Source organism: Nocardioides pakistanensis (assembly GCF_054781215.1).
Genome location: NZ_BAAGUV010000017.1, coordinates 34058 through 51773 on the forward strand (window position 1 = coordinate 34058; position 17716 = coordinate 51773).

Annotated in this window: 19 protein-coding genes; 8 read left to right on the forward strand and 11 right to left on the reverse strand. The window is 70.0% G+C overall.

Annotated elements, in window-relative coordinates:
- Positions 1 to 10: 10 nt before the first annotated feature.
- Complete coding sequence (locus tag ACYVIH_RS07635) at positions 11 to 310, reverse strand: hypothetical protein (RefSeq protein WP_460867809.1); 300 nt, start codon at positions 308 to 310, stop codon at positions 11 to 13.
- A 189-nt stretch (positions 311 to 499) separates the two neighbouring features.
- Between ACYVIH_RS07635 and ACYVIH_RS07640 the strand changes: the two genes are divergently transcribed.
- Genes ACYVIH_RS07640 through ACYVIH_RS07655 form a run of 4 tightly spaced genes read left to right on the forward strand, consistent with a single transcriptional unit; the run spans position 500 to position 2926 of the window.
- Positions 500 to 937, forward strand: coding sequence for a hypothetical protein (locus tag ACYVIH_RS07640; RefSeq protein WP_460867811.1), 438 nt, complete (start codon positions 500 to 502; stop codon positions 935 to 937).
- A complete protein-coding gene (locus tag ACYVIH_RS07645) occupies positions 934 to 2166 on the forward strand; it encodes an NRAMP family divalent metal transporter (RefSeq protein ID WP_460867813.1) in 1233 nt (410 codons plus the stop codon). Before ACYVIH_RS07640 ends, ACYVIH_RS07645 begins: the two co-directional genes overlap by 4 nt.
- Complete coding sequence (locus ACYVIH_RS07650) at positions 2163 to 2567, forward strand: hypothetical protein (protein ID WP_460867816.1); 405 nt, start codon at positions 2163 to 2165, stop codon at positions 2565 to 2567. Before ACYVIH_RS07645 ends, ACYVIH_RS07650 begins: the two co-directional genes overlap by 4 nt.
- Positions 2564 to 2926, forward strand: coding sequence for a hypothetical protein (locus ACYVIH_RS07655; RefSeq protein ID WP_460867818.1), 363 nt, complete (start codon positions 2564 to 2566; stop codon positions 2924 to 2926). The genes ACYVIH_RS07650 and ACYVIH_RS07655 overlap by 4 nt, the downstream gene beginning before the upstream one ends.
- Before the next feature lie 9 nt (positions 2927 to 2935).
- Here ACYVIH_RS07655 and ACYVIH_RS07660 read toward each other — a convergent pair whose 3' ends face one another.
- Both ACYVIH_RS07660 and ACYVIH_RS07665 read right to left on the reverse strand, forming a co-directional pair.
- Positions 2936 to 3625, reverse strand: coding sequence for a GAF and ANTAR domain-containing protein (locus ACYVIH_RS07660; protein ID WP_460867821.1), 690 nt, complete (start codon positions 3623 to 3625; stop codon positions 2936 to 2938).
- A complete protein-coding gene (locus ACYVIH_RS07665; RefSeq protein ID WP_460867822.1) occupies positions 3622 to 4047 on the reverse strand; it encodes a Fur family transcriptional regulator in 426 nt (141 codons plus the stop codon). The genes ACYVIH_RS07660 and ACYVIH_RS07665 overlap by 4 nt, the downstream gene beginning before the upstream one ends.
- Positions 4048 to 4145: 98 nt before the next feature.
- On the opposite strand from ACYVIH_RS07665, the gene ACYVIH_RS07670 reads away from it, so the two are divergent.
- Together ACYVIH_RS07670 and ACYVIH_RS07675 are read left to right on the forward strand one after the other, a co-directional pair.
- Positions 4146 to 5276: a carboxylate-amine ligase gene (locus ACYVIH_RS07670; protein ID WP_460867824.1), complete on the forward strand. Its 1131-nt coding sequence runs from the start codon at positions 4146 to 4148 to the stop codon at positions 5274 to 5276.
- Positions 5277 to 5362: 86 nt separating this feature from the next.
- A complete protein-coding gene (locus ACYVIH_RS07675) occupies positions 5363 to 5815 on the forward strand; it encodes a DUF4383 domain-containing protein (protein WP_460867826.1) in 453 nt (150 codons plus the stop codon).
- A 72-nt stretch (positions 5816 to 5887) separates the two neighbouring features.
- On the opposite strand, the gene ACYVIH_RS07680 is transcribed toward ACYVIH_RS07675, so the two are convergent.
- The 4 genes from ACYVIH_RS07680 to ACYVIH_RS07695 all read right to left on the reverse strand — a co-directional run bounded on the left by ACYVIH_RS07680 (position 5888) and on the right by ACYVIH_RS07695 (position 12828).
- The gene (locus tag ACYVIH_RS07680; RefSeq protein WP_460867828.1) at positions 5888 to 9577 is read right to left on the reverse strand and encodes a carboxypeptidase regulatory-like domain-containing protein; all 3690 of its coding nucleotides are present in this window, start codon (positions 9575 to 9577) and stop codon (positions 5888 to 5890) included.
- A gap of 354 nt (positions 9578 to 9931) precedes the next feature.
- A complete protein-coding gene (locus ACYVIH_RS07685; protein WP_460867830.1) occupies positions 9932 to 11245 on the reverse strand; it encodes a YncE family protein in 1314 nt (437 codons plus the stop codon).
- A 122-nt stretch (positions 11246 to 11367) separates the two neighbouring features.
- A complete protein-coding gene (locus ACYVIH_RS07690) occupies positions 11368 to 11862 on the reverse strand; it encodes a heme-binding beta-barrel domain-containing protein (RefSeq protein ID WP_460867832.1) in 495 nt (164 codons plus the stop codon).
- A gap of 114 nt (positions 11863 to 11976) precedes the next feature.
- Complete coding sequence (locus ACYVIH_RS07695) at positions 11977 to 12828, reverse strand: beta-keto acid cleavage family enzyme (RefSeq protein ID WP_460867834.1); 852 nt, start codon at positions 12826 to 12828, stop codon at positions 11977 to 11979.
- Positions 12829 to 12888: 60 nt separating this feature from the next.
- Between ACYVIH_RS07695 and dtd the strand changes: the two genes are divergently transcribed.
- A complete protein-coding gene (dtd, locus tag ACYVIH_RS07700; RefSeq protein WP_460867836.1) occupies positions 12889 to 13338 on the forward strand; it encodes a D-aminoacyl-tRNA deacylase in 450 nt (149 codons plus the stop codon).
- Between the two features lie 4 nt (positions 13339 to 13342).
- Here the strand turns inward: dtd and ACYVIH_RS07705 are convergent, their stop codons facing one another.
- Positions 13343 to 14158 (reverse strand): NADase-type glycan-binding domain-containing protein, encoded by an 816-nt coding sequence (locus ACYVIH_RS07705; RefSeq protein ID WP_460867838.1) that lies wholly within the window; start codon positions 14156 to 14158, stop codon positions 13343 to 13345.
- Positions 14159 to 14324: 166 nt separating this feature from the next.
- Between ACYVIH_RS07705 and ACYVIH_RS07710 the strand changes: the two genes are divergently transcribed.
- The gene (locus ACYVIH_RS07710) at positions 14325 to 15722 is read left to right on the forward strand and encodes a tyrosine-protein kinase domain-containing protein (protein WP_460867840.1); all 1398 of its coding nucleotides are present in this window, start codon (positions 14325 to 14327) and stop codon (positions 15720 to 15722) included.
- A gap of 245 nt (positions 15723 to 15967) precedes the next feature.
- Here ACYVIH_RS07710 and ACYVIH_RS07715 read toward each other — a convergent pair whose 3' ends face one another.
- From ACYVIH_RS07715 to ACYVIH_RS07725, 3 genes are all read right to left on the reverse strand, one after another.
- Entirely contained in the window at positions 15968 to 16276 is a 309-nt protein-coding gene (locus ACYVIH_RS07715) for a DUF1416 domain-containing protein (protein ID WP_460867842.1), read from the reverse strand.
- Positions 16276 to 17136 (reverse strand): sulfurtransferase, encoded by an 861-nt coding sequence (locus ACYVIH_RS07720; RefSeq protein WP_460867845.1) that lies wholly within the window; start codon positions 17134 to 17136, stop codon positions 16276 to 16278. Before ACYVIH_RS07720 ends, ACYVIH_RS07715 begins: the two co-directional genes overlap by 1 nt.
- A gap of 61 nt (positions 17137 to 17197) precedes the next feature.
- Positions 17198 to 17665, reverse strand: coding sequence for a DUF4395 domain-containing protein (locus ACYVIH_RS07725; RefSeq protein WP_460867847.1), 468 nt, complete (start codon positions 17663 to 17665; stop codon positions 17198 to 17200).
- Positions 17666 to 17716: the final 51 nt, after the last annotated feature.

Below are 17716 nucleotides of genomic sequence, written 5' to 3' on the forward strand. Positions count from 1 at the left end.
GTCCAGTCGGTCACCGTGTCGAGGACCGGTCGAGCCGGTGCGCCGGCCTCCGCGACGCCCGCTCCGTCCGGCCCGAGGCCAACCGGAGGGCCTGCCCGACGACGAGCACCAGGCCGGCGGCACCCGCCGCGTCGAGCACGGTGATCCCGTGGCCGGGGCTGAGCACCAGGAGGGTGGCGTGGTCGGCGCGGCCGTTGACCAGGAACCACGCCGTCGACAGCATGGTCAGCGAGAGCAGGCCGAGGACGCCGGTGCGGTGCAGCGTTCCGGCGGTGAGGACCAGGGCGAAGAGCAGCAGGGCCACGACCACGTCACCGAGCCTAGGAAAGGCAGCGGGTTTCGACCTCCCCAGTTCAGGGCACCTGGGGGCCGATCCTTGCAGGATCCAGGTGTCCGGAAGGAGCAGAGGCGTGACGCTCGCGATGGCCGTGTCGATCGGCTGGGGTGTCCTCCTGCTCGAGCTGGTCGCGCTGGGCTGGTGGATAGCAAGGCACCACCGGTGAAGCGCCGAGTCCTCGCCGGCCTCGTCCTCCTCGCCTCCCTCACCGCGTGCGTGCCGGCCAGCCCTGACGCGGACACCTACGACGACAAGGCCGCACTGACGGTCGGCTCCACGATCAGCGAGGTGCGCACCGTCCAGCGCCTGCTGGAGCTGCTGTACGACGACCGCATGCTCCGGCCCACCGCGGTCGCGCAGCTGCGCTACAGCGAGGACGCCCTGGACACCGCGACGAAGGCGTTCACCGAGCTCAACCAACCGCCCTCGCGCGACCGGCTCGCGACGCGGGTGGACACGCTGCTCGGCGACGCCGGTGACCTGCTCGCCGACGCCCGGATCGCGGTCGAGCGACGGCACCGCGAGCAGTACCCGTCCCTCGCCGGCGATCTCGACAAGCTGGCGAACACCCTTGAGCAGGTCGAGGGGCGGCTGTCGTGAAGAAGGTCTTCGCCGTCGCGCTCGGCATCCTCACCGCCATCGGCGGGTTCGTCGACATCGGCGACCTGGTCACCAACGCCACCGTCGGATCCCGCTTCGGCATGTCCCTGGCCTGGGTCGTGGTCGTCGGCGTGATCGGGATCGTCGTGTTCGCCGAGATGTCGGGACGGGTGGTCGCGGTGAGCGGCCGGCCGACCTTCGACATCATCCGCGAGCGCCTCGGCCCGCGCGTGGGACTGGCCAACCTGTTCGGCTCGATGGCCGTGACCTTGCTGACCTACACCGCCGAGATCGGCGGCATCGCGCTCGCGCTGGAGCTGGCCACCAGCGTCTGGGAGCCGTTCTGGATCCCGTTCACCGCCGCGGCCGTGTGGATCGTGCTCTGGCGCGCCAAGTTCGACCTCGTCGAGAACGTCTTCGGTCTGCTTGGCCTGGCCCTGGTCGTGTTCGCCGTGGCGCTGTGGCAGCTCGGCCCCGACTGGGGCCAGATGTGGCACACCGCCTCGACGATGGCCAAGCCGCAGGGCGAGGCGTGGCCGTCGTACTGGTACTACGCGATCGCGCTGTTCGGTGCCGCGATGACCCCCTACGAGGTGTTCTTCTTCTCCTCCGGCGGCGTGGAGGAGAAGTGGTCGGCCAGGAGCATCGCGCTGATGCGGTCCAACGTCTTCGTCGGCTTCCCGCTCGGCGGGCTGCTGTCGCTGTCCATCGCCGGCGTGGCTGCGGTGACGCTGTTCCCCGCCGGCATCGACGTCTCCACGCTCGGCCAGGTGTCCCTTCCGGTGGCGATCGCGCTGGGCAAGGTCGGGCTGGCGATCGCGATCCTCGGCTTCTTCGCCGCGACCTTCGGCGCCGCGTGCGAGACGGGGCTGTCGGTCGGCTACAGCATCGCGCAGTACTTCGGCTGGCAGTGGGGCAAGTTCGTCCGGCCGAGCGAGGCGTCCCGCTTCCACGCGGTGATCCTGCTGTCCACGATCCTGGCCGCCGTCGTGCTGCTCACCACGGTCGACCCGATCCTGGTCACGGAGTTCTCGGTCGTGTTCTCGGCCGTCGCGCTCCCGCTGACCTACCTGCCCATCCTCATGGTCGCCAACGACCCGGAGTACATGGGCAAGCACAAGAACACCTGGCTGGCGAACACCTTCGGCAGCATCTACCTCGTCATCGTGCTCGTCGCGTCGCTCGCGGCGCTGCCGTTGATGATCTGGACGAAGCTGGGCACGACATGACCGACATGCAGCACTCCCCGGCCGGCCACGCGATGGACGGGCACTTCGAGCTGCTCGACCGGCAGATCCTCGACCACGACGGGCTGATGGTCGGCAAGGTCGACGACATCGAGCTCGAGCAGCGTGACGACGGCCGGATCTACGTCACCGCCCTCCTCACCGGGCCGGGTGCCCTCGGACCGCGGCTCGGCGGCGCCCTCGGCACGGTCGTGACCGGCACGTGGTCGCGGCTGTCCGGGCGCTCGGCTCCGGCGCGCATCGACTGGTCCGCGGTCGCCGCGGTGGAGACCGCGGTCAGGCTCGCCGTCGGGCGTACGACGGTCGCGGTCGACGGCCTCGAGACCTGGATGCGCGACCGGGTGATCGCGGCCATCCCCGGCTCCCAGGTGGACCCGTCATGACCTCACGACACCGGTTGACCGACCTGCTCGGGATGCGCGTGGTCCTCGCCGACGGCCGCGACGGCGACCAGGTGGTCGACGTACGCCTCGCACCGTCGTCGCGGGTGACCGGCCCGCTGGCCGAGCTGGTCGTCGACGGGCTGCTGGTCGGCCGGATGCGTCCGGGCACGCTGTTCGGCTACGACCGGCACCCGACGCAGGGGCCGTGGGTGGTCAAGAAGATCGTGCGGTTCCTGCACCGGCACACCGGCTACGTCAGCTGGGCCGACGTCGAGACCGTCGACTGGGACGCCGGCGTCGTGCGGCTGCGGGTCAACGACCTGCAGCACCTGTCGGCGGTCTACCAGCCCCAGGCCTGAGAGCGCCGCTCACTCCCGACCGGCGCTCTGCGCGGTCTCGGCGACGATCTCCTCGGCGACCAGGCGGAGCTTGACGTTGCGGTGCTGGGAGAGCCGGGTCAGGAACGCGAACGCCCGCTCGTCGTTGAGCTGGTAGCGCTCCATGACGATGCCCATCGCCTTGCCGATCGTCGTCCGCGTCTCGAGCGCCTCGGCGAGGTTGGTGATCTCGTGCGCGTAGGCGATCGCCACCGCCGCCTGGCTGCGGAACAGCTGCGAGGTCCCGCCGAGGTCGGCGAACGCGCCCGGACTCGTCGCGTAGAGGTTCAGCGCGCCCTGGGTGCCGTTGCGCTCGAACAGCCGGAACGCGGCCTGCGACCTCACGCCCGCAGCGACCGCGACCGGGCCGTAGCGCGGGAACCGGCGATCGGTGGCCAGGTCGGGGGCGAGCACCTGCGCCTGGTCGGTGGCCGCGTCGTAGCACGGCCCCTCGTGCAGCTCGTACTGGCTGCGGTCGAGGGGTAGGAGCCTCGGGTCCGTGGCGTTGACCGTCTCCAGCCGGTCGTCGCCGTGCCGCACGGTGACCGAGGCGTAGGTGACCTCGGGCAGCAGGGTCACCGCGGCCGCGGTGATCTGGCCGAGCGTCGCGTCCAGGTCCCCGGGCTTCAGGGTCCTCGCCAGGTCGCCGGCCGACGACAGGATGCTCTCGTCCGTGGTCATTCGCCCTCCTTGGTGCAGGACGCGCAGGTCCCGAAGACCGTCAGATGCCCGATGTCGGTGGTGAAGTCGTACTCTGCGCGCAACGTGTCGGTCATCGGCGCGATGATCTCCGGTGCGACCTCGGTGATCGCGCCGCAGCCACGGCAGACCAGGTGGACGTGGTCGGGCACCGAGGTGGAGTGGTACGTCGGAGCCCGGTCGCTGATGTGGTTGTGGCGCACGAGCCCGAGCTCCTCGAGCAGCTCGAGGGTGCGGTAGACGGTCGAGATGTTCACCGCCTGCGACTCCTCGCGGACCGCGGCGAGCACCTCGTCGGGGGTCGCGTGGCCCAACCGGTCGACGGCGTTGAGGACCAGCTCGCGCTGCGGCGTCAGGCGGTAGCCCTTCTCGCGCAGCATCGCCTGCCAGTCCCGGGTCCTCACCCCGCCGATTCTAGGCACCTCTGGGGTGTGGGCCGTCGCCTTGTGGGCACCGGAGCGGCAGACCGTCGTACCCCCTCGTAGAGAAGAGTGCCTCCAGCATGCGCAAGATCGGCGTCGAGGAAGAGCTGATGCTCGTCGACCCGGACACCGGTGAGGTGACCGCGGTGTCGGCGAAGGCGCTGCGGGCCCGTGAGGACGCCGCCGACCGCGGCGAGGTCCTCGAGAAGGACGACGCCCCCGTCGACCAGGAGCTGTTCCTCCAGCAGATCGAGACCGCCACCCGACCGTGCTCGTCGGCCGAGGAGCTCGTCGAGGACCTGGGCCGCGGCCGCCGCGCGGTCGGGGAGGCGGCGCGGGCGGCCGGCGCCGCGGCTGCTGCGGTCCCGACACCCGTGCTCGTGGCCGCGGACCCCGCGATCACCCCGAAGCCGCGGTATCGCCGGATCCTCGAGGAGTACGGCGAGATGACCCGCCAGTCGCTGGTGTGCGGCATGCACGTGCACGTGGACGTGCACGGCGAGGACGAGGCCGTCCGCGTGATGGACGGGATCCGGCCGTGGCTCCCGGTGCTACTGGCGCTCAGCGGCAACTCGCCGTACTGGGAGGGCCGGGACACCCGGTTCGCCAGCTGGCGCTCGCAGCTGTGGGGGCGCTGGCCGAGCAGCGGGCCGGCCGAGCCGTTCGAGAGCGGCGGGGCCTACCGTCACGCGTTGGAGAAGATGATCGAGTGGGGCGCCGCCGTCGACGAGGGGATGCTCTACCTCGACGCACGGATCTCCTCGAAGTACCCGACGCTGGAGATCCGCGTCGCCGACGTGTGCACCGAGCCCCAGGACGCGGTGCTGATCGCCACCCTGGCCCGGGCGCTGGTGGAGACCGCGGCCGCCGATGACCGCGGGCCCGAGGTGGTCTGGCGCAGCGACCTGCTGCGTGCCGCGTCCTGGCGGGCGGCACGACACGGCCTCTCCTCGACCCTGGTCGACCCCGCCACCCTGGAGCTCGCTCCGGTGCGGGAGGTCTTCGAGTCGCTCCGCTCGCACACCGAGACCGCGCTGCGCGACGCCGGCGACTGGGAGTGGACCGCGGACGCCTTCGAGCGGCTGCTCGCCCACGGCACCGGCGCCGCACGGCAGCGGTCGGCCTTCGAGGCGCACGGCTCCCTGGCCGGCGTCGTCCACGACCTCGTCGAACGCACCGAGGCCTCCTGGCGCACCCCCGCCCCCTTGTAACGCGGGGTTATGGACGCTCCACACGCGGCATGCCGCTGGGGAACCGTCCACAACACAAGAGATGAATCGAGAGAAGGAGTCATCACATGTCCCACCACACCAACACATCCACCGGCAGCACCCTGCAGAAGGCCGCGCTGGCGGTCGCGGTCACGTTCCTGGCCGTCGGGGTGCTCGGGTTCATCCCCGGGATCACCACCGACTACGACACCATGACCTTCGCCGGCCACGAGTCCGAGGCCAAGCTCCTCGGCATCTTCCAGGTCTCGATCCTGCACAACATCGTGCACCTGCTGTTCGGCGTCGTCGGCTGGCTGATGGCCCGCTCGTTCGCCGGCGCCCGCAGCTTCCTCATCGGCGGCGGCGCGGTCTACCTGGTGCTGTGGATCTACGGCCTGATCATCGACAAGGACAGCGGCGCCAACTTCGTGCCGCTCAACACCGCCGACGACTGGCTGCACTTCGTCCTCGGTGTCGGCATGATCGCGCTCGGCGTCCTGCTGGGCAAGCGCACCGCCGAGGTGCCGGCACGAGCCTGACGCATCGCCGAAGCGAGAGCGACCGGAGCCCGGCCCCCCTTGGGGGACCGGGCTCCGGCTCTGTGACAAGGGTCAGCGAGGAGTGCGCACCCCCACCGCATCCTTCGACGCCTGTGTCCAGGCCGATCCGCGGTAAACGACGACCATCCGGTGCGCGCCGGGCTTCAAGCCGGCCACCCTGAAAGTCCGTTCACCGGCGTGACGTCGATGCAGCGGCACGACCGCGACTCGCTTGCCGTCGGCCCGCACGACGAGCCGGCCCACGGGCCTCGCGATTCCGGGGACATCGACGTCCACCGCCAGGCGGGTGAACGCAGACCTGACCCGCACTACCTCCACCGCGGTGGTCGACCTCAGCTTGGCCACCCTGACGACCGCTGTGGTGAAGGTTGCCGCCTCATATCCCGGTTTCTTCGCCGTGACGACGACCGCGAGCTTCTGACCTGCGTCGAGGGGCCGCAGCTGGTGGCTCATCCCGGTGGCACCGCGAATGAGCTGCCCGTTGCGGAACCACTGGTAGGTGATGTCCAGACCCCGGATATCCCAGGTGCCCGGAGCCACGGTCACCGTGCGACCGACTCCGGCCCGACCTTCGAGGCTCGGTGCTTCGATGACACGCGGCGCCCGACCACGCTGCACCGTGACGGTCTGGGACTGTGCCGTCCCGTCCGTCAGGCCGGCTCCGCGCGCGGTCACCCGGACGCTCAACGCCGCCCCCAGGTCTGCTGCCGTCGGGGCGTAGGTGGTGCCGTCGGCACCGGCGATGGCTTGACCGTCACGCAGCCACTGGTGGCTGAAGGTCAGGCCTGCCTTGTCCCAGGTGCCGTTGCCCGCGGTGAGCCGGTGGCCCACACGGGCAACGCCCTCGATGGTGGGAGGGGTTGTTGACTTCGGCGTACTCGCCGGGGGGACGGCACCGCCACCTCCACCGCCCCCGCCACCGGGGGGAGCGCCTTCGACCGTCGTGCTGACCTGCTCGGTGACCTTCGTGAACTGGACGACCGCCCCGGTGCCCTGCTCCTGTCGGTAGTCCGGGCGGGCCGCCGTCACGACTGCGCGCAGGGTCTGCCCGGCGTCTGCCGGCGTCACCGTGTACGACGTGCCCTGAGCGACCTTCGTGGCTCCACGGAACCACTCGGTGTCGACCCACTCCAGCGGCAAAGGCCACTGGCCCTTCGACGCGGTCAGCGTTTCGCCCACCTTGGGCGTGCCGGTCAGGGCGGGGGCGACCACAGGCGCAGGAGCCACCACCGTGGGACAGGTGAGCTTGAGCAGCAGGTCGATACGCTCAGGCGGCACCGACATGCCCGGGCTCGTGAGCGTGTCGCAACCATCCTTCTCGACCTTGACCTTGTACCAGCCGGGAATCACGTCCCACCGGAAGTAGCCGTTGGTGTCGGTCGTGTCCGGGTTGGTCCGGTTGCTCGGTGACATCACGGTCTCGTCGGTGACCGGAGCGTAGACACCGGAGGCAGTGTCGGAGCGGAGAAGGGTCACCGTCGCGTCGGCGATCGGCCGACCGTACTGGTCGGTCACGATGCCACTCGGGTCGATGTAGAGGTTGAACCCGACTGGATCGCCGCCACAGGTGGCCGGCACGTTCGTCGTGATCTCGGCTTCGCCTGTGTAGGGAGCGAAGGCCGGGATCACCGCCTCGTACACGCCGGGCGAGGTCTCTGCGAGTGGGATGTTCTCGCGCGGATCGCCGTTGGCGTCGAGCACGGGTGTCCCGTTCGGCTGGAGGACGGAGTAGGTCGGGTTCGCGACGTTCTCGCAGCCCTTGACTGCGAAGTCGAGGTCGTCGGCGTAGGACACCGCCGGCACCCCGCTGGCACTCTCGCTGATCGTCTCCAGGGTCACCTCCGCCGGCATCGGCTCCGGTGCCTCGAGAGTGATCGTCCCGACGTCAGCCGGCTCCGCCTCGACAACGGTCACCGACGCGCTGCCGCCGAAGAGGTCCCCCGTAGGTGGCCAGACGCGCAGGTCGAAGTCGCCGGGCAGGACGGCCGGGAACTCGAAGTTGCCCTCCTGATCCGTCTCAGTGAACGGGCAGTACGAGCCCGTGGAGGAGGTGCTGCAGGCCTCCACGTAGGCGTTCGGCACGGGTTCACCGCTGCTGTCCTCCACGATTCCCTTCATGGAGCCGTAGAGCAAGGTTGCGCCCTCGTTGCGGACCTCAAAGATGTAGCGGCCCGGCTGAGTGGTGTTCATCGACCCCGCCACGAGGGATTGGGGACCACCGTCCAGGAGCGCGCCGGGCTCGAACGAGCCGGACAGCTCCATGAACGAGCCGGGCAGGCCCGTGCCGGCGGAGAAGCCGACAGCGGCCGTGGTGCCACCGAGTCCGTCGGCGCCACCCGACATGTCACCGCTCTCCCACTGAACCTGGTCGTAGTTGAACGTGATGTCGAAGTCGCCCGGCGACCGACCGGGGTTGTCCTCGGCGGAGGAGAGAACCAGCTGGAACGTGTTGAGCTTGTCGACGTGCTGGTCGAAGTACCCCATGCCCGCCCACACGGCGCAGAACGTCTCCCCGTCGGTGGAGAAGCCGTAGGTCGTGACCTGGTCGTTGGCGGTCTGGTCGACGTCCGCCCAGAACGGCGCGATGATCGGGAGGTACGTCTCCCCAGTGAGGCCTTCGGGCGTGAACGTGAGGTTGTCGTGCCCGAAGGTGATGTTGCCGTGGCTGTTGACGAACAGCTCCGTGTATGGCTGGCCGAAGAACGTGAGCCCGAACTCCGCGGGGATCGGCACTTCACCGCTGGAGACGTCCAGCTCGTTCGGTAGTGCATTGGCGTAGCAGAAGTCGAGCTTCTGACCGGCGGCGTCACCGAACTTCGTGTCGAAAACAGCCAGGGTCACCTGTGGAACGCTCACCGAGGCCGCCCCGACCTCGACCGAGCTGGTCGAGTCAGGAGACTCCGGCAGCTCGGTGCCGCCTCCCAGGAACTGGCGGGTGTGACCAGGCGCGCCGAACCGGAACGTCACCATGCTGTTGCGCGGGACCTTGACCGTGTAGCCGCCGTCAGCGGACGTCCGGGAGCGAGAGCGCTCTTCCCACCAGCCGCCTTCGGTGTCAGCGGTCCACACGAAGGCGGTCACGCTCGCGCCGTTGAGCGGGCCGTCGGAGCCCCGGACCTGGCCGGTGGCCACGGTGGCCGCCGGCAGCACTGCGTCCGCGATCATCACAGGGTTGTCCGCGTCGACGGTGAAGACCTTCGATGCGTCGCCGATTCCCGTGGGCATGCTCGATCCGCCGCCGAAGTAGACGGAGTCCGCGTGGGCCTCGGTGTAGTCGGCATCGAACCAGAGCGTGTAGGTGCCCTCCTGCAGGTTGCGCATCTCGTACATGCCTGCGTCGTCGGTCTCCGACCAGTTCGTCTCCTCGAACGCGGCCCCGTCCCAGCGAAGCGCACTGACCCCGACGCCGGTTACCGGGGAGCCGTCGAACTCGACCGTTCCACGAACCGTGAGGCCCGGCCGGAGGGTGAGCGAAGGGAGATCGTTGCCGTCCTCGACCGACTGGAAGTACTCAGCGTCTTCCCAGCTGGCGGCGCCACCCAACCACGCGCTGGCGTGCTCCGGGGCCTGGACCTCGACCGTGTAGTAGGCCCCGGGCGTGAGCGCCGTGAAGGTGTACGTCCCATCGGCCTGCGTGTAGGTCTCGTCCACGAAGTCGGTGTAGTCCCATGAGCCGGGGGTCCCGGCCAGCTCGTGCAGCGTGACGAGCGCGCCCTCGACCGGACCGGAGCCCGAGGTCACGGTTCCGGTCGCCGATCCCGGGGCCGCTGCCGACGCGGACAGCGGTGTCAGTATGGCGAGGACGACCGCCACAGCGGCCATGAAGAGTGTGGCCCACCTGGCGGGCCCCCGTTGGTACAACACATTTCCCCCTGTGAATGCCGGAGCGATTCCGGCAATCAAATCCCGCCGTAGGGGGATCTGATTCGATGCAGAGGACAAATGACCGAAAGGAACTACCCGGAAGGACTGTACGGGCCAGAACGGACCCTTGTACGGGATTGTCCGGGTACTCGTAGTTTCGGAACTGTGAGAGTCCTTACGGGTATCCGTGCCGCCGCCGCGCGCCCGGCACGCGCCTGAGTCTGTGCCAGATCAGGCGGTGCGCCAGGCGCGCAGCACCGAGGTGGCGACGTGGCCCTCGCGGACCCGCTGCGGGTGGTCGCCGACCGGGATCTGCTTGAGCATCCGCGCCTTGCGGTAGTCGATCACGACCACCTTGTCGTCGCCGCTGACCGAGACCCAGCACTCCTCGCCGGTGGGGCCGTTGGTGGCCCAGTACGGCTTCGCGCCGACGTCGAGGATCTTGCGGCGCAGCGTCTTGCGGTTCACGATCGCGGCGTAGTCCGACATCGTGCCCGCCGCGCAGAGCTTGGTGCCACGCTCGTTCATGGCCAGGCCGTGGTGCGCGGAGTCGAGCAGGTACTGCTCACGCGGGAGGCCGTCGGTGCGGTCGGGCAGCGGGACGACCCGGCGTACCTTGCCGACGAGCGGCTCGCCGTCGTACGTCCGCTTCGGGTCCTTGGCCCGGGTGTCGAACTCGACGAAGCCGTGGAAGAACGACACCTGCAGGTAGACGAACCGCTCGTCGGGCGCGACCGCCATCGGGCGTACGGCGGACTCCATCCCGTCATAGCCCGCCTCGGCGAGCTCCTTGCCCATGTCCCAGCGCTGCAGGATCTTCATGTCCTTGTTGCGCACGATCTGGAAGACCCGCTCCCCCTTGGCGGTGTCGTAGGCGACGCCGAGCTCGGGCCGGTCGACGGGGGTGTAGACCCGGCCGATGCTGGCGTGGAAGATCCGCTTGCCGTCGCGGGTGTAGTTGTTCTCGTGCGGGGTGTCCCCGGAGCCGAACTCGCGCAGCTTCTTGCCGGTGCGGATGTCGAGCTCGTGCACCTTGTTGGCGGTAGAGTCGCTGACCAGGAGCCGGGTGCCGTCGGGCGAGACGCCCATGTGGTCGGCGCGGTAGCCCTCCATCGGGAACCGCCACTCGATCTTCCCGGTGGCCAGGTCGATGCCCACCACGTCGGCGAAGCTCGGCCGGCTGACCGCGACCAGGCGGCCGTCGGGGGTGGAGAACATGTCGTCGGTGAACTGGTCGTTGCCCTCGCCGACGCCGGCCCGGATCGCGATGTAGAACACCAGCTTGTCGGGGTTGGTGACGATCTCCAGCATCCGCTCGGCCTGGTCGGGGATCGTGTTGATGGTCTTGATCGGCCGGTAGGTGTTGGCGTCGACCACCGTCGCGGTGCCGTCCCAGTTGTTGCCGACGAACATCACCTCGCGGGCAGCGACCTCCGACCGCGGGCCGGTGGGCGCCGCCGACGAGGTCCCGGTCGTCGCCGTCGTGGCGGCCAGCGTGGACAGTCCGGCGGTCAGTGCGACGAGTGCGGCGGTGGTGCGGCGCATGCGGTGGCTCCCTGGGTCGGTGACGCCAGGTCCAACGCCTACGGCGTGTCCGGGGTTACGCCTGCAGAGAAGTGAAACGTGTTACACACGAAGCCCGAGGCCGGCCGGCGTCGGGCGAGCGGCTACTGGCGGACGAGCCGGCCCCAGAGGTGCGGCTGCAGTTTCTGGCCGACCGCGGCCATGTCGTAGGTCCACAGCAGGTCGCCCTCGACGAGGCCGTACAGCCGGTGCCCGGCGGTGACCTCCTTGGCCGTCTCGGTCCGGCCGACGGCATCGGTGGCGATCTCGACCTTGGCGCCCTCGGCGTGGCCGTACCAGATCTCGATGAAGCCAGTGTTGTGCGTCATCACGACCTCGAGCGTGCCGTCGGCCTTGGGCCGGAAGAAGCCGGTCTCGATCGCGGCGTCACGGACCTTGTTGGCCTCGGCGTCGACGATCCACGCCCGGCTCATGTAGTGGAAGAACGGCCGGCCGTCGTGGGTGAAGATCACCTCCTGGCCGAACTGGAACGGCTCGATCGTCGGGTAGTCCCCGTGACCGTTGCCGCGCCACGTGCCGAGCAGCCACGCGATCGGGGCGCAGTCGGGGTGCAGGTTGTCGGGCAGCTCGAAAGGCATGCTTAGGAGTTCTTGGCCTTCATGAGCTTGTACACGACCAGGATCGAGACGAACCCACTGAGCAGCACGACCGCCGCCATGAGCGCGATGAACACAGCTTCCATGGCGGCGAGTCTAGCGGCGCTTGATCTGGAGCAGGTCACGGGCTTCGTCAGGTGACATCGGCTCGCGCTGCGCGAGCCGGCCCATCGCCACCGCGCGCTCGACGAGCTGCGCGTTGTGCTCGACCGGCACCCCCTTGGCCAGGGTCAGCACGTCCTCCATCCCGACCCGCAGGTGGCCGCCCTTGCTCAGCGCGGCGAGCCCGACGGTCAGCGTGCTGCGTCCGATGCCGGTCGCCGACCACGACGTCACCGCGTCGGGCAGCGCGTTGACCGCGGCGACCAGCGCGTCCGCCGTACCCGGCATGCCGCCGGGCACACCCATCACCAGGTCGCAGTGCACGCGCCCGCCGTAGGGCAGGCCGTACTTGTCGAGCAGCCGGTGCAGCGCGTGCACGTGGCCGAGGTCGAACAGCTCGAACTCGGGCACGACCTCCCCCTCCTGGGAGAGCTGGTAGAGCTCGGTGATGAACGGCCACGGGTTGGAGAACACGTCGTCGCCGAAGTTGGTGGTGCCCATGGTCAGCGAGCACGAGTCCGGCTGGGCGTCGAGCACCCGGAGCCGGTGCTCGAGCGGGTCGTGCACCGAGCCGCCGGTGGACAGCTGTACGACGAGCCCGGTCTCCTCGTGCAGCGCGTCGACCGTCGCGGTCAGCCGGCCGAGGTCCAGCGTGGGCCGGTGCTCGTCGTCGCGGATGTGCACGTGGATCATCGCCGCACCCGCCGCCTCGCAGCGCTGCGCGGTCTCGACCAGCTCCTCCAGCGTGGTGGGCAGCTGGGGGACGTCCTCCTTGGCGGTCTCGGCGCCGGTCGGGGCGACGGTCACCAGCAGCTTGTCGGAGGCGAGGGCGGAGGCGGTGCTCATGGCGGTCATCGTGTCAGACTTCGCGGGACCAGTCGACCGACATGACAGGAAGATCTCCCGATGCGGGCCGTAGTTCAACGAGTTCTTGGCGCCAGTGTCTCTGTTGACGGGAAGGTTGTCGGCAGCCTTGAAGGACCCGGCCTGGTCGTGCTGCTCGGCGTCACCCACGACGACGGAGACGACGAGGTCACCTGGATGGCACGGAAGATCTGGGAGCTGCGGATCATGCGCGAGGAGAGGTCCGCGGCCGACCTCGGTGCGCCGGTGCTCGTGGTCAGCCAGTTCACGCTCTACGGCGACGCCCGCAAGGGCCGGCGGCCGACCTGGAACGCCGCAGCCCCCGGCGACGTGTCCGAGCCGGTCTACGAGGCGGTGTGCGCCGAGCTGGAACGGCTCGGGGCGACCGTGGCCCGGGGCAGGTTCGGCGCGGACATGCAGGTCGCGCTGGTCAACGACGGGCCGGTCACGATGATCCTGGAGACACCGCGGCCACCGACCGGTCGCGATTGAGCGATCAGGCCGACGGGCCGGCCACTCGCACCTCGCTGATCGCGATGGTGTCGCGGCGTCCCGGCGCCGCCTCGAGGATCTCCAGCACCACGCGCCCACCCTCGGCGACCGGGACCCGCATCGTGCGCATGCTGCGGTCCGCAGGGTCGCCGTCGATCCGCTGGACGACGCTGGACCCGTCGGCGAAGTGCCAGCGCACGCGCGTGATCCGGTTGTTCTCGGCATACCGGTCCACGCCACTGACGGGGTCGGTCTTCGCGTAACCGGGCACGAGCCCGACCTCGGCGACCCCGGCCCCCTCCGGCAGCAGGAGGATCAGCCGCTGACCGACACCCGAGCCGTCACAGCGCCAGGCGGTGCTCAGGTCCGCGTCGTGCGCCCGGGCCGGCTCGTAGGTCACCGGGTTGCCCGCCGCGTCGACGCTGGCCCCGCTCCGGCAGGTCGCCTCGGAGCCCTCCACCTGCACCGCGGCGACCGCACCGCCGTACGGCTCCGGCCCAGCGGCGCCGGCCGTGTCGGCCCGACCCTCCACCGCAGCGACGGTGGCGTCACCGGCCGGGCCATCGGACCCGGCGAGCAGCCGTCCGACGAGGAAGGCGCTCGCAACCAGGACCACCGCCAGCGCGACCAGCCCGATCAGCCGGGTCGGCGGACGGCGCACGGGCCGCTTCACCGGCGCGTCCCGACCTGGCTCGAGCAGGTCGTCGAGCGGGGTCAGCTCGTCGCGGTCGACGGCGACGGTCGGCTCGTGCCCACGACGGGCTCGCTCGTAGCCGAGCCGAAACGCCTCGGCGTACTCGTCCTCACGGGAGCGCTTCATGACCCGGCCACGATACGGATCCGGCGCAGACCCGGCCAGACCGTCCGAGGGCCGAACGGGCCGCGGACGGGCGGCGAGCATGAGGGCGGAGCCGGTTTGTCCGGTTAGGGTGGAGCCCGCATCATCGGGGCGACAGGGTGCCTCGACCCACAGAATCGAGGGAACGGTGGAACTGCGCGACTACCTGCGGATCGTGCGGCGGCGGTGGCTGCTCATCCTGGGCAGTGTGGTCGTCGCGGTCGGCGTGGCCGCCGCGGTGACGTTCAACATGACACCGCAGTACGCCTCCACCGCGGGCCTGTTCGTCTCCACCACCCCGGAGAGCAGCGGCGAGGCCTACCAGGGCAGCCTGTTCTCTGCCCAGCGGATCACCTCGTACGCCGACCTCGCCACCGGCCAGGAGCTCTCCCGACGGGTGATCGAGTCGCTCGACCTCGACATGACGCCGGCCGAGCTGGCCGAGAAGGTCGAGGCGACCGTCGTACCGGAGACGGTGAACATGGACATCACCGTCACCGACCCCAGCCCCGAGACCGCGCAGCTGCTCGCCCAGACCTTCGCCACGGAGCTGACCGGCTTCGTCGACGAGCTGGAGACCCCACCGGGGCGCGCCAACGCACCCATCAAGCTCAGCATCGTCGACGCCGCGCCACTGCCCGAGTCGCCGGTCTCCCCCCAGCCGCTGCGGAACCTGGCCCTCGCCACGGTCCTCGGACTGCTGCTCGGGCTGGGCCTGGCGGTGCTTCGCGAGCTGCTGGACACCAGCGTGAAGACCGCCGAGGACATCGAGGAGATCGCCGGCGCACCGCTGACGGCCGACATCGCCTTCGACACCCGGGCTACGAAGCACCCGCTGGTCACCTCGCTGGACAGCCACGCACCGCGGGTCGAGGCGTTCCGCGTGCTGCGGACCAACATGCAGTTCGTCGACGTCGACAAGGACAGCAAGGTCTTCGTCGTCAGCTCCTCGCTCCCCGGCGAGGGCAAGACCACGACCGCCTGCAACCTGGCGATCACGCTCGCCCAGGCCGGCGAGCGCGTGCTGATGATCGACGGGGACCTGCGCCGGCCCCAGGTGGCTCGGGTGTTCGACCTCGAGCCGACCGTGGGTCTGACCACGGTGCTGATCGGCTCGATCGAGCTGTACGACGCGGTCCAGGAATCCCACGTGGAGAACCTGACCGTGCTGACCAGCGGCACGATCCCGCCGAACCCGGCCGAGCTGCTGCAGTCGCGGGTGATGAACGAGCTGGTCGAGGTGGCCCGCAAGGAGTACGACGTGATCGTGATCGACGCGCCTCCGTTGCTGCCGGTCACCGACGCGGCACTGCTGGCCGCCCAGGCCGACGGCGCTCTGGTGGTCGTCCGGCACAGCAAGACCACCCGCGACCAGCTGCGGCACTCCATGGAGCGGCTGGCCGCCGTCGACGCGAAGGCGCTCGGCCTGGTCTTCAACATGGTCCCGGTACGCCGCGGCCGAGGTGGCGGCTACGGGTACGGCTATGGGTACGGCTACGGCTACGCCCCCGAGCCCGTGCAGCACCGTCGTCGCGTCGGCGACTGAGTGAGACCCGCACCACACCCAACGAATCCCGTGTCGGTGGTTTCACCCTCGTGACACCGGGAAGGATGACGCGGTGAACAGTGGCCGGACGGGCTCCATCCCGCCGAATCAGAAGGCCCTCGCGTCGGCTGCGTGAGCGACGCGAGGGCCTCGTCCGGCCGAAGAACCCTGTGACAGTGGCCCGGACGGTCTGGCCCTGGGTGCCCGCTGTCGCCGGATTCCAAACCTTCCGGTCTCGACTTTTTTCAGAGCACTATCTGCACCTCGGCGACCACGCCACGCTGAGCGACGACGGCGCGGTCCACCGGCTCAGATGCCGGAGCCAGCGCACGAAGCGTCCAGGTGCCGGGCGAGGCGAAGAACCGGAAGTGTCCGGTGGCCGAGGTCGGCACCTCCGCAGTGAACTCGCCGGTCCGGTCCAGGAGCCGGACGTAGGCGTTGCCCACCGGCTCGGCGCCCTCACCGCCCTCGCGGGTGACCACGCCCTGGATCACCGACTCCTTGGCCAGGTCGATGCCGTCGAGGGACAGCCCGCCCACGGTTGCGCCGCACATCAGGCGGTCCGCGGCGCGTCGCCGGCCTCGTCGCCCACGACGATCGGCACGCCGATCAGCGAGCCGTACTCGGTCCAGGAGCCGTCGTAGTTCTTCGTCGACTCGTCACCGAGCAGCTCGTGGAGCACGAACCAGGTGTGCGAGGAGCGCTCGCCGATCCGGCAGTAGGCGATGGTCTCCTTGTCCCAGTCGATGCCGGCGTCGGTGTAGAGCTTGCGCAGGTCCTCGTCGCTCTTGAACGTGCCGTCGTCGTTCGCCGCCTTGCTCCACGGCACGTTCGCGGCGGTCGGGATGTGCCCGGCTCGCTGGGCCTGCTCCTGCGGGAGGTGCGCCGGGGCGAGCAGCCGACCGGCGTACTCGTCGGGGCTGCGTACGTCGATCAGGTTCTTGGTGCCGATCGCCTCGACCACCTCGTCACGGAACGCGCGGATCGAGCGGTCCTGCTCGGCGGCGACGTAGCTGGTGCGCTCGCGCTGCGGCACCTCGCTGACCAGCTCGCGGCTGTCGAGCTCCCACTTCTTGCGCCCGCCGTCGAGCAGCCGGACGTCCTGGTGCCCGTAGAGCTTGAAGTACCAGTAGGCGTAGGCGGCGAACCAGTTGTTGTTGCCGCCGTACAGCACCACGGTGTCGTCGCCTGCGACGCCACGCTCGGAGAGCAGCGCACCGAACTGGTCCTTGTCGACGGCGTCGCGGCGGACCTGGTCCTGCAGGTCCACGCTCCAGTCGAGCTTGATGGCGTTGCGGATGTGGCCCTTGTCGTAGGCCGAGGTGTCCTCGTCGACCTCGATCAGCACCACCTTCGGGTCGTCGAGGTGCTCCTCGACCCAGTCGGCGGTGACGAGTACGTCGTTGCGGCTCATGATGGTTTCCCTTCGGGGATCGATGTTCGTGGTGGATGGGTGGAGCGGAGCGTCGTTCGGATCAGCCGGCGAGCGTGTCGGTGGCTGCGGTGCGCGACGCCGGGGTGAGCCGGCGCAGCAGCAGGTAGACCTCGCAGCCGAGGCAGAACCCGAAGGCCGCGTTGAGGAACGCCGCCGCGAGCGCGAAGCCCGTCGCGACCAGGCCGAGCAGGTCGGCGCCGGTCAGGAAGCCGGCCAGCCCGACGACCGCGAAACCGAGGCCGACGGTCTGCGCGAAGCGCGGCGGCCGGGCGTCCTCGAGCTCGGTCGGCGGCGCCAGCCGCGGCCGCACCAGGCGCTTGAAGAGCCAGGCGTACGGCGTGCGCTGGATGCCCCCGAGCGCACCGGCCGCGAAGAGCACGGCCTGCACCGCGAGCAGGGCGGTCGCGATGGTGGACGGCGCGGTGAGGAGCACGGCGGCGAGGAGCGCCGTCGTCAGGGTGGCGGCGAACCGAGGTCCGCGCGGGTCGATCCGGGTGGAGCTGGACATGGTGTCTCCTGCGTCGGAGCATGCCGTGCACGGCCGCTGACCGACGTCGGC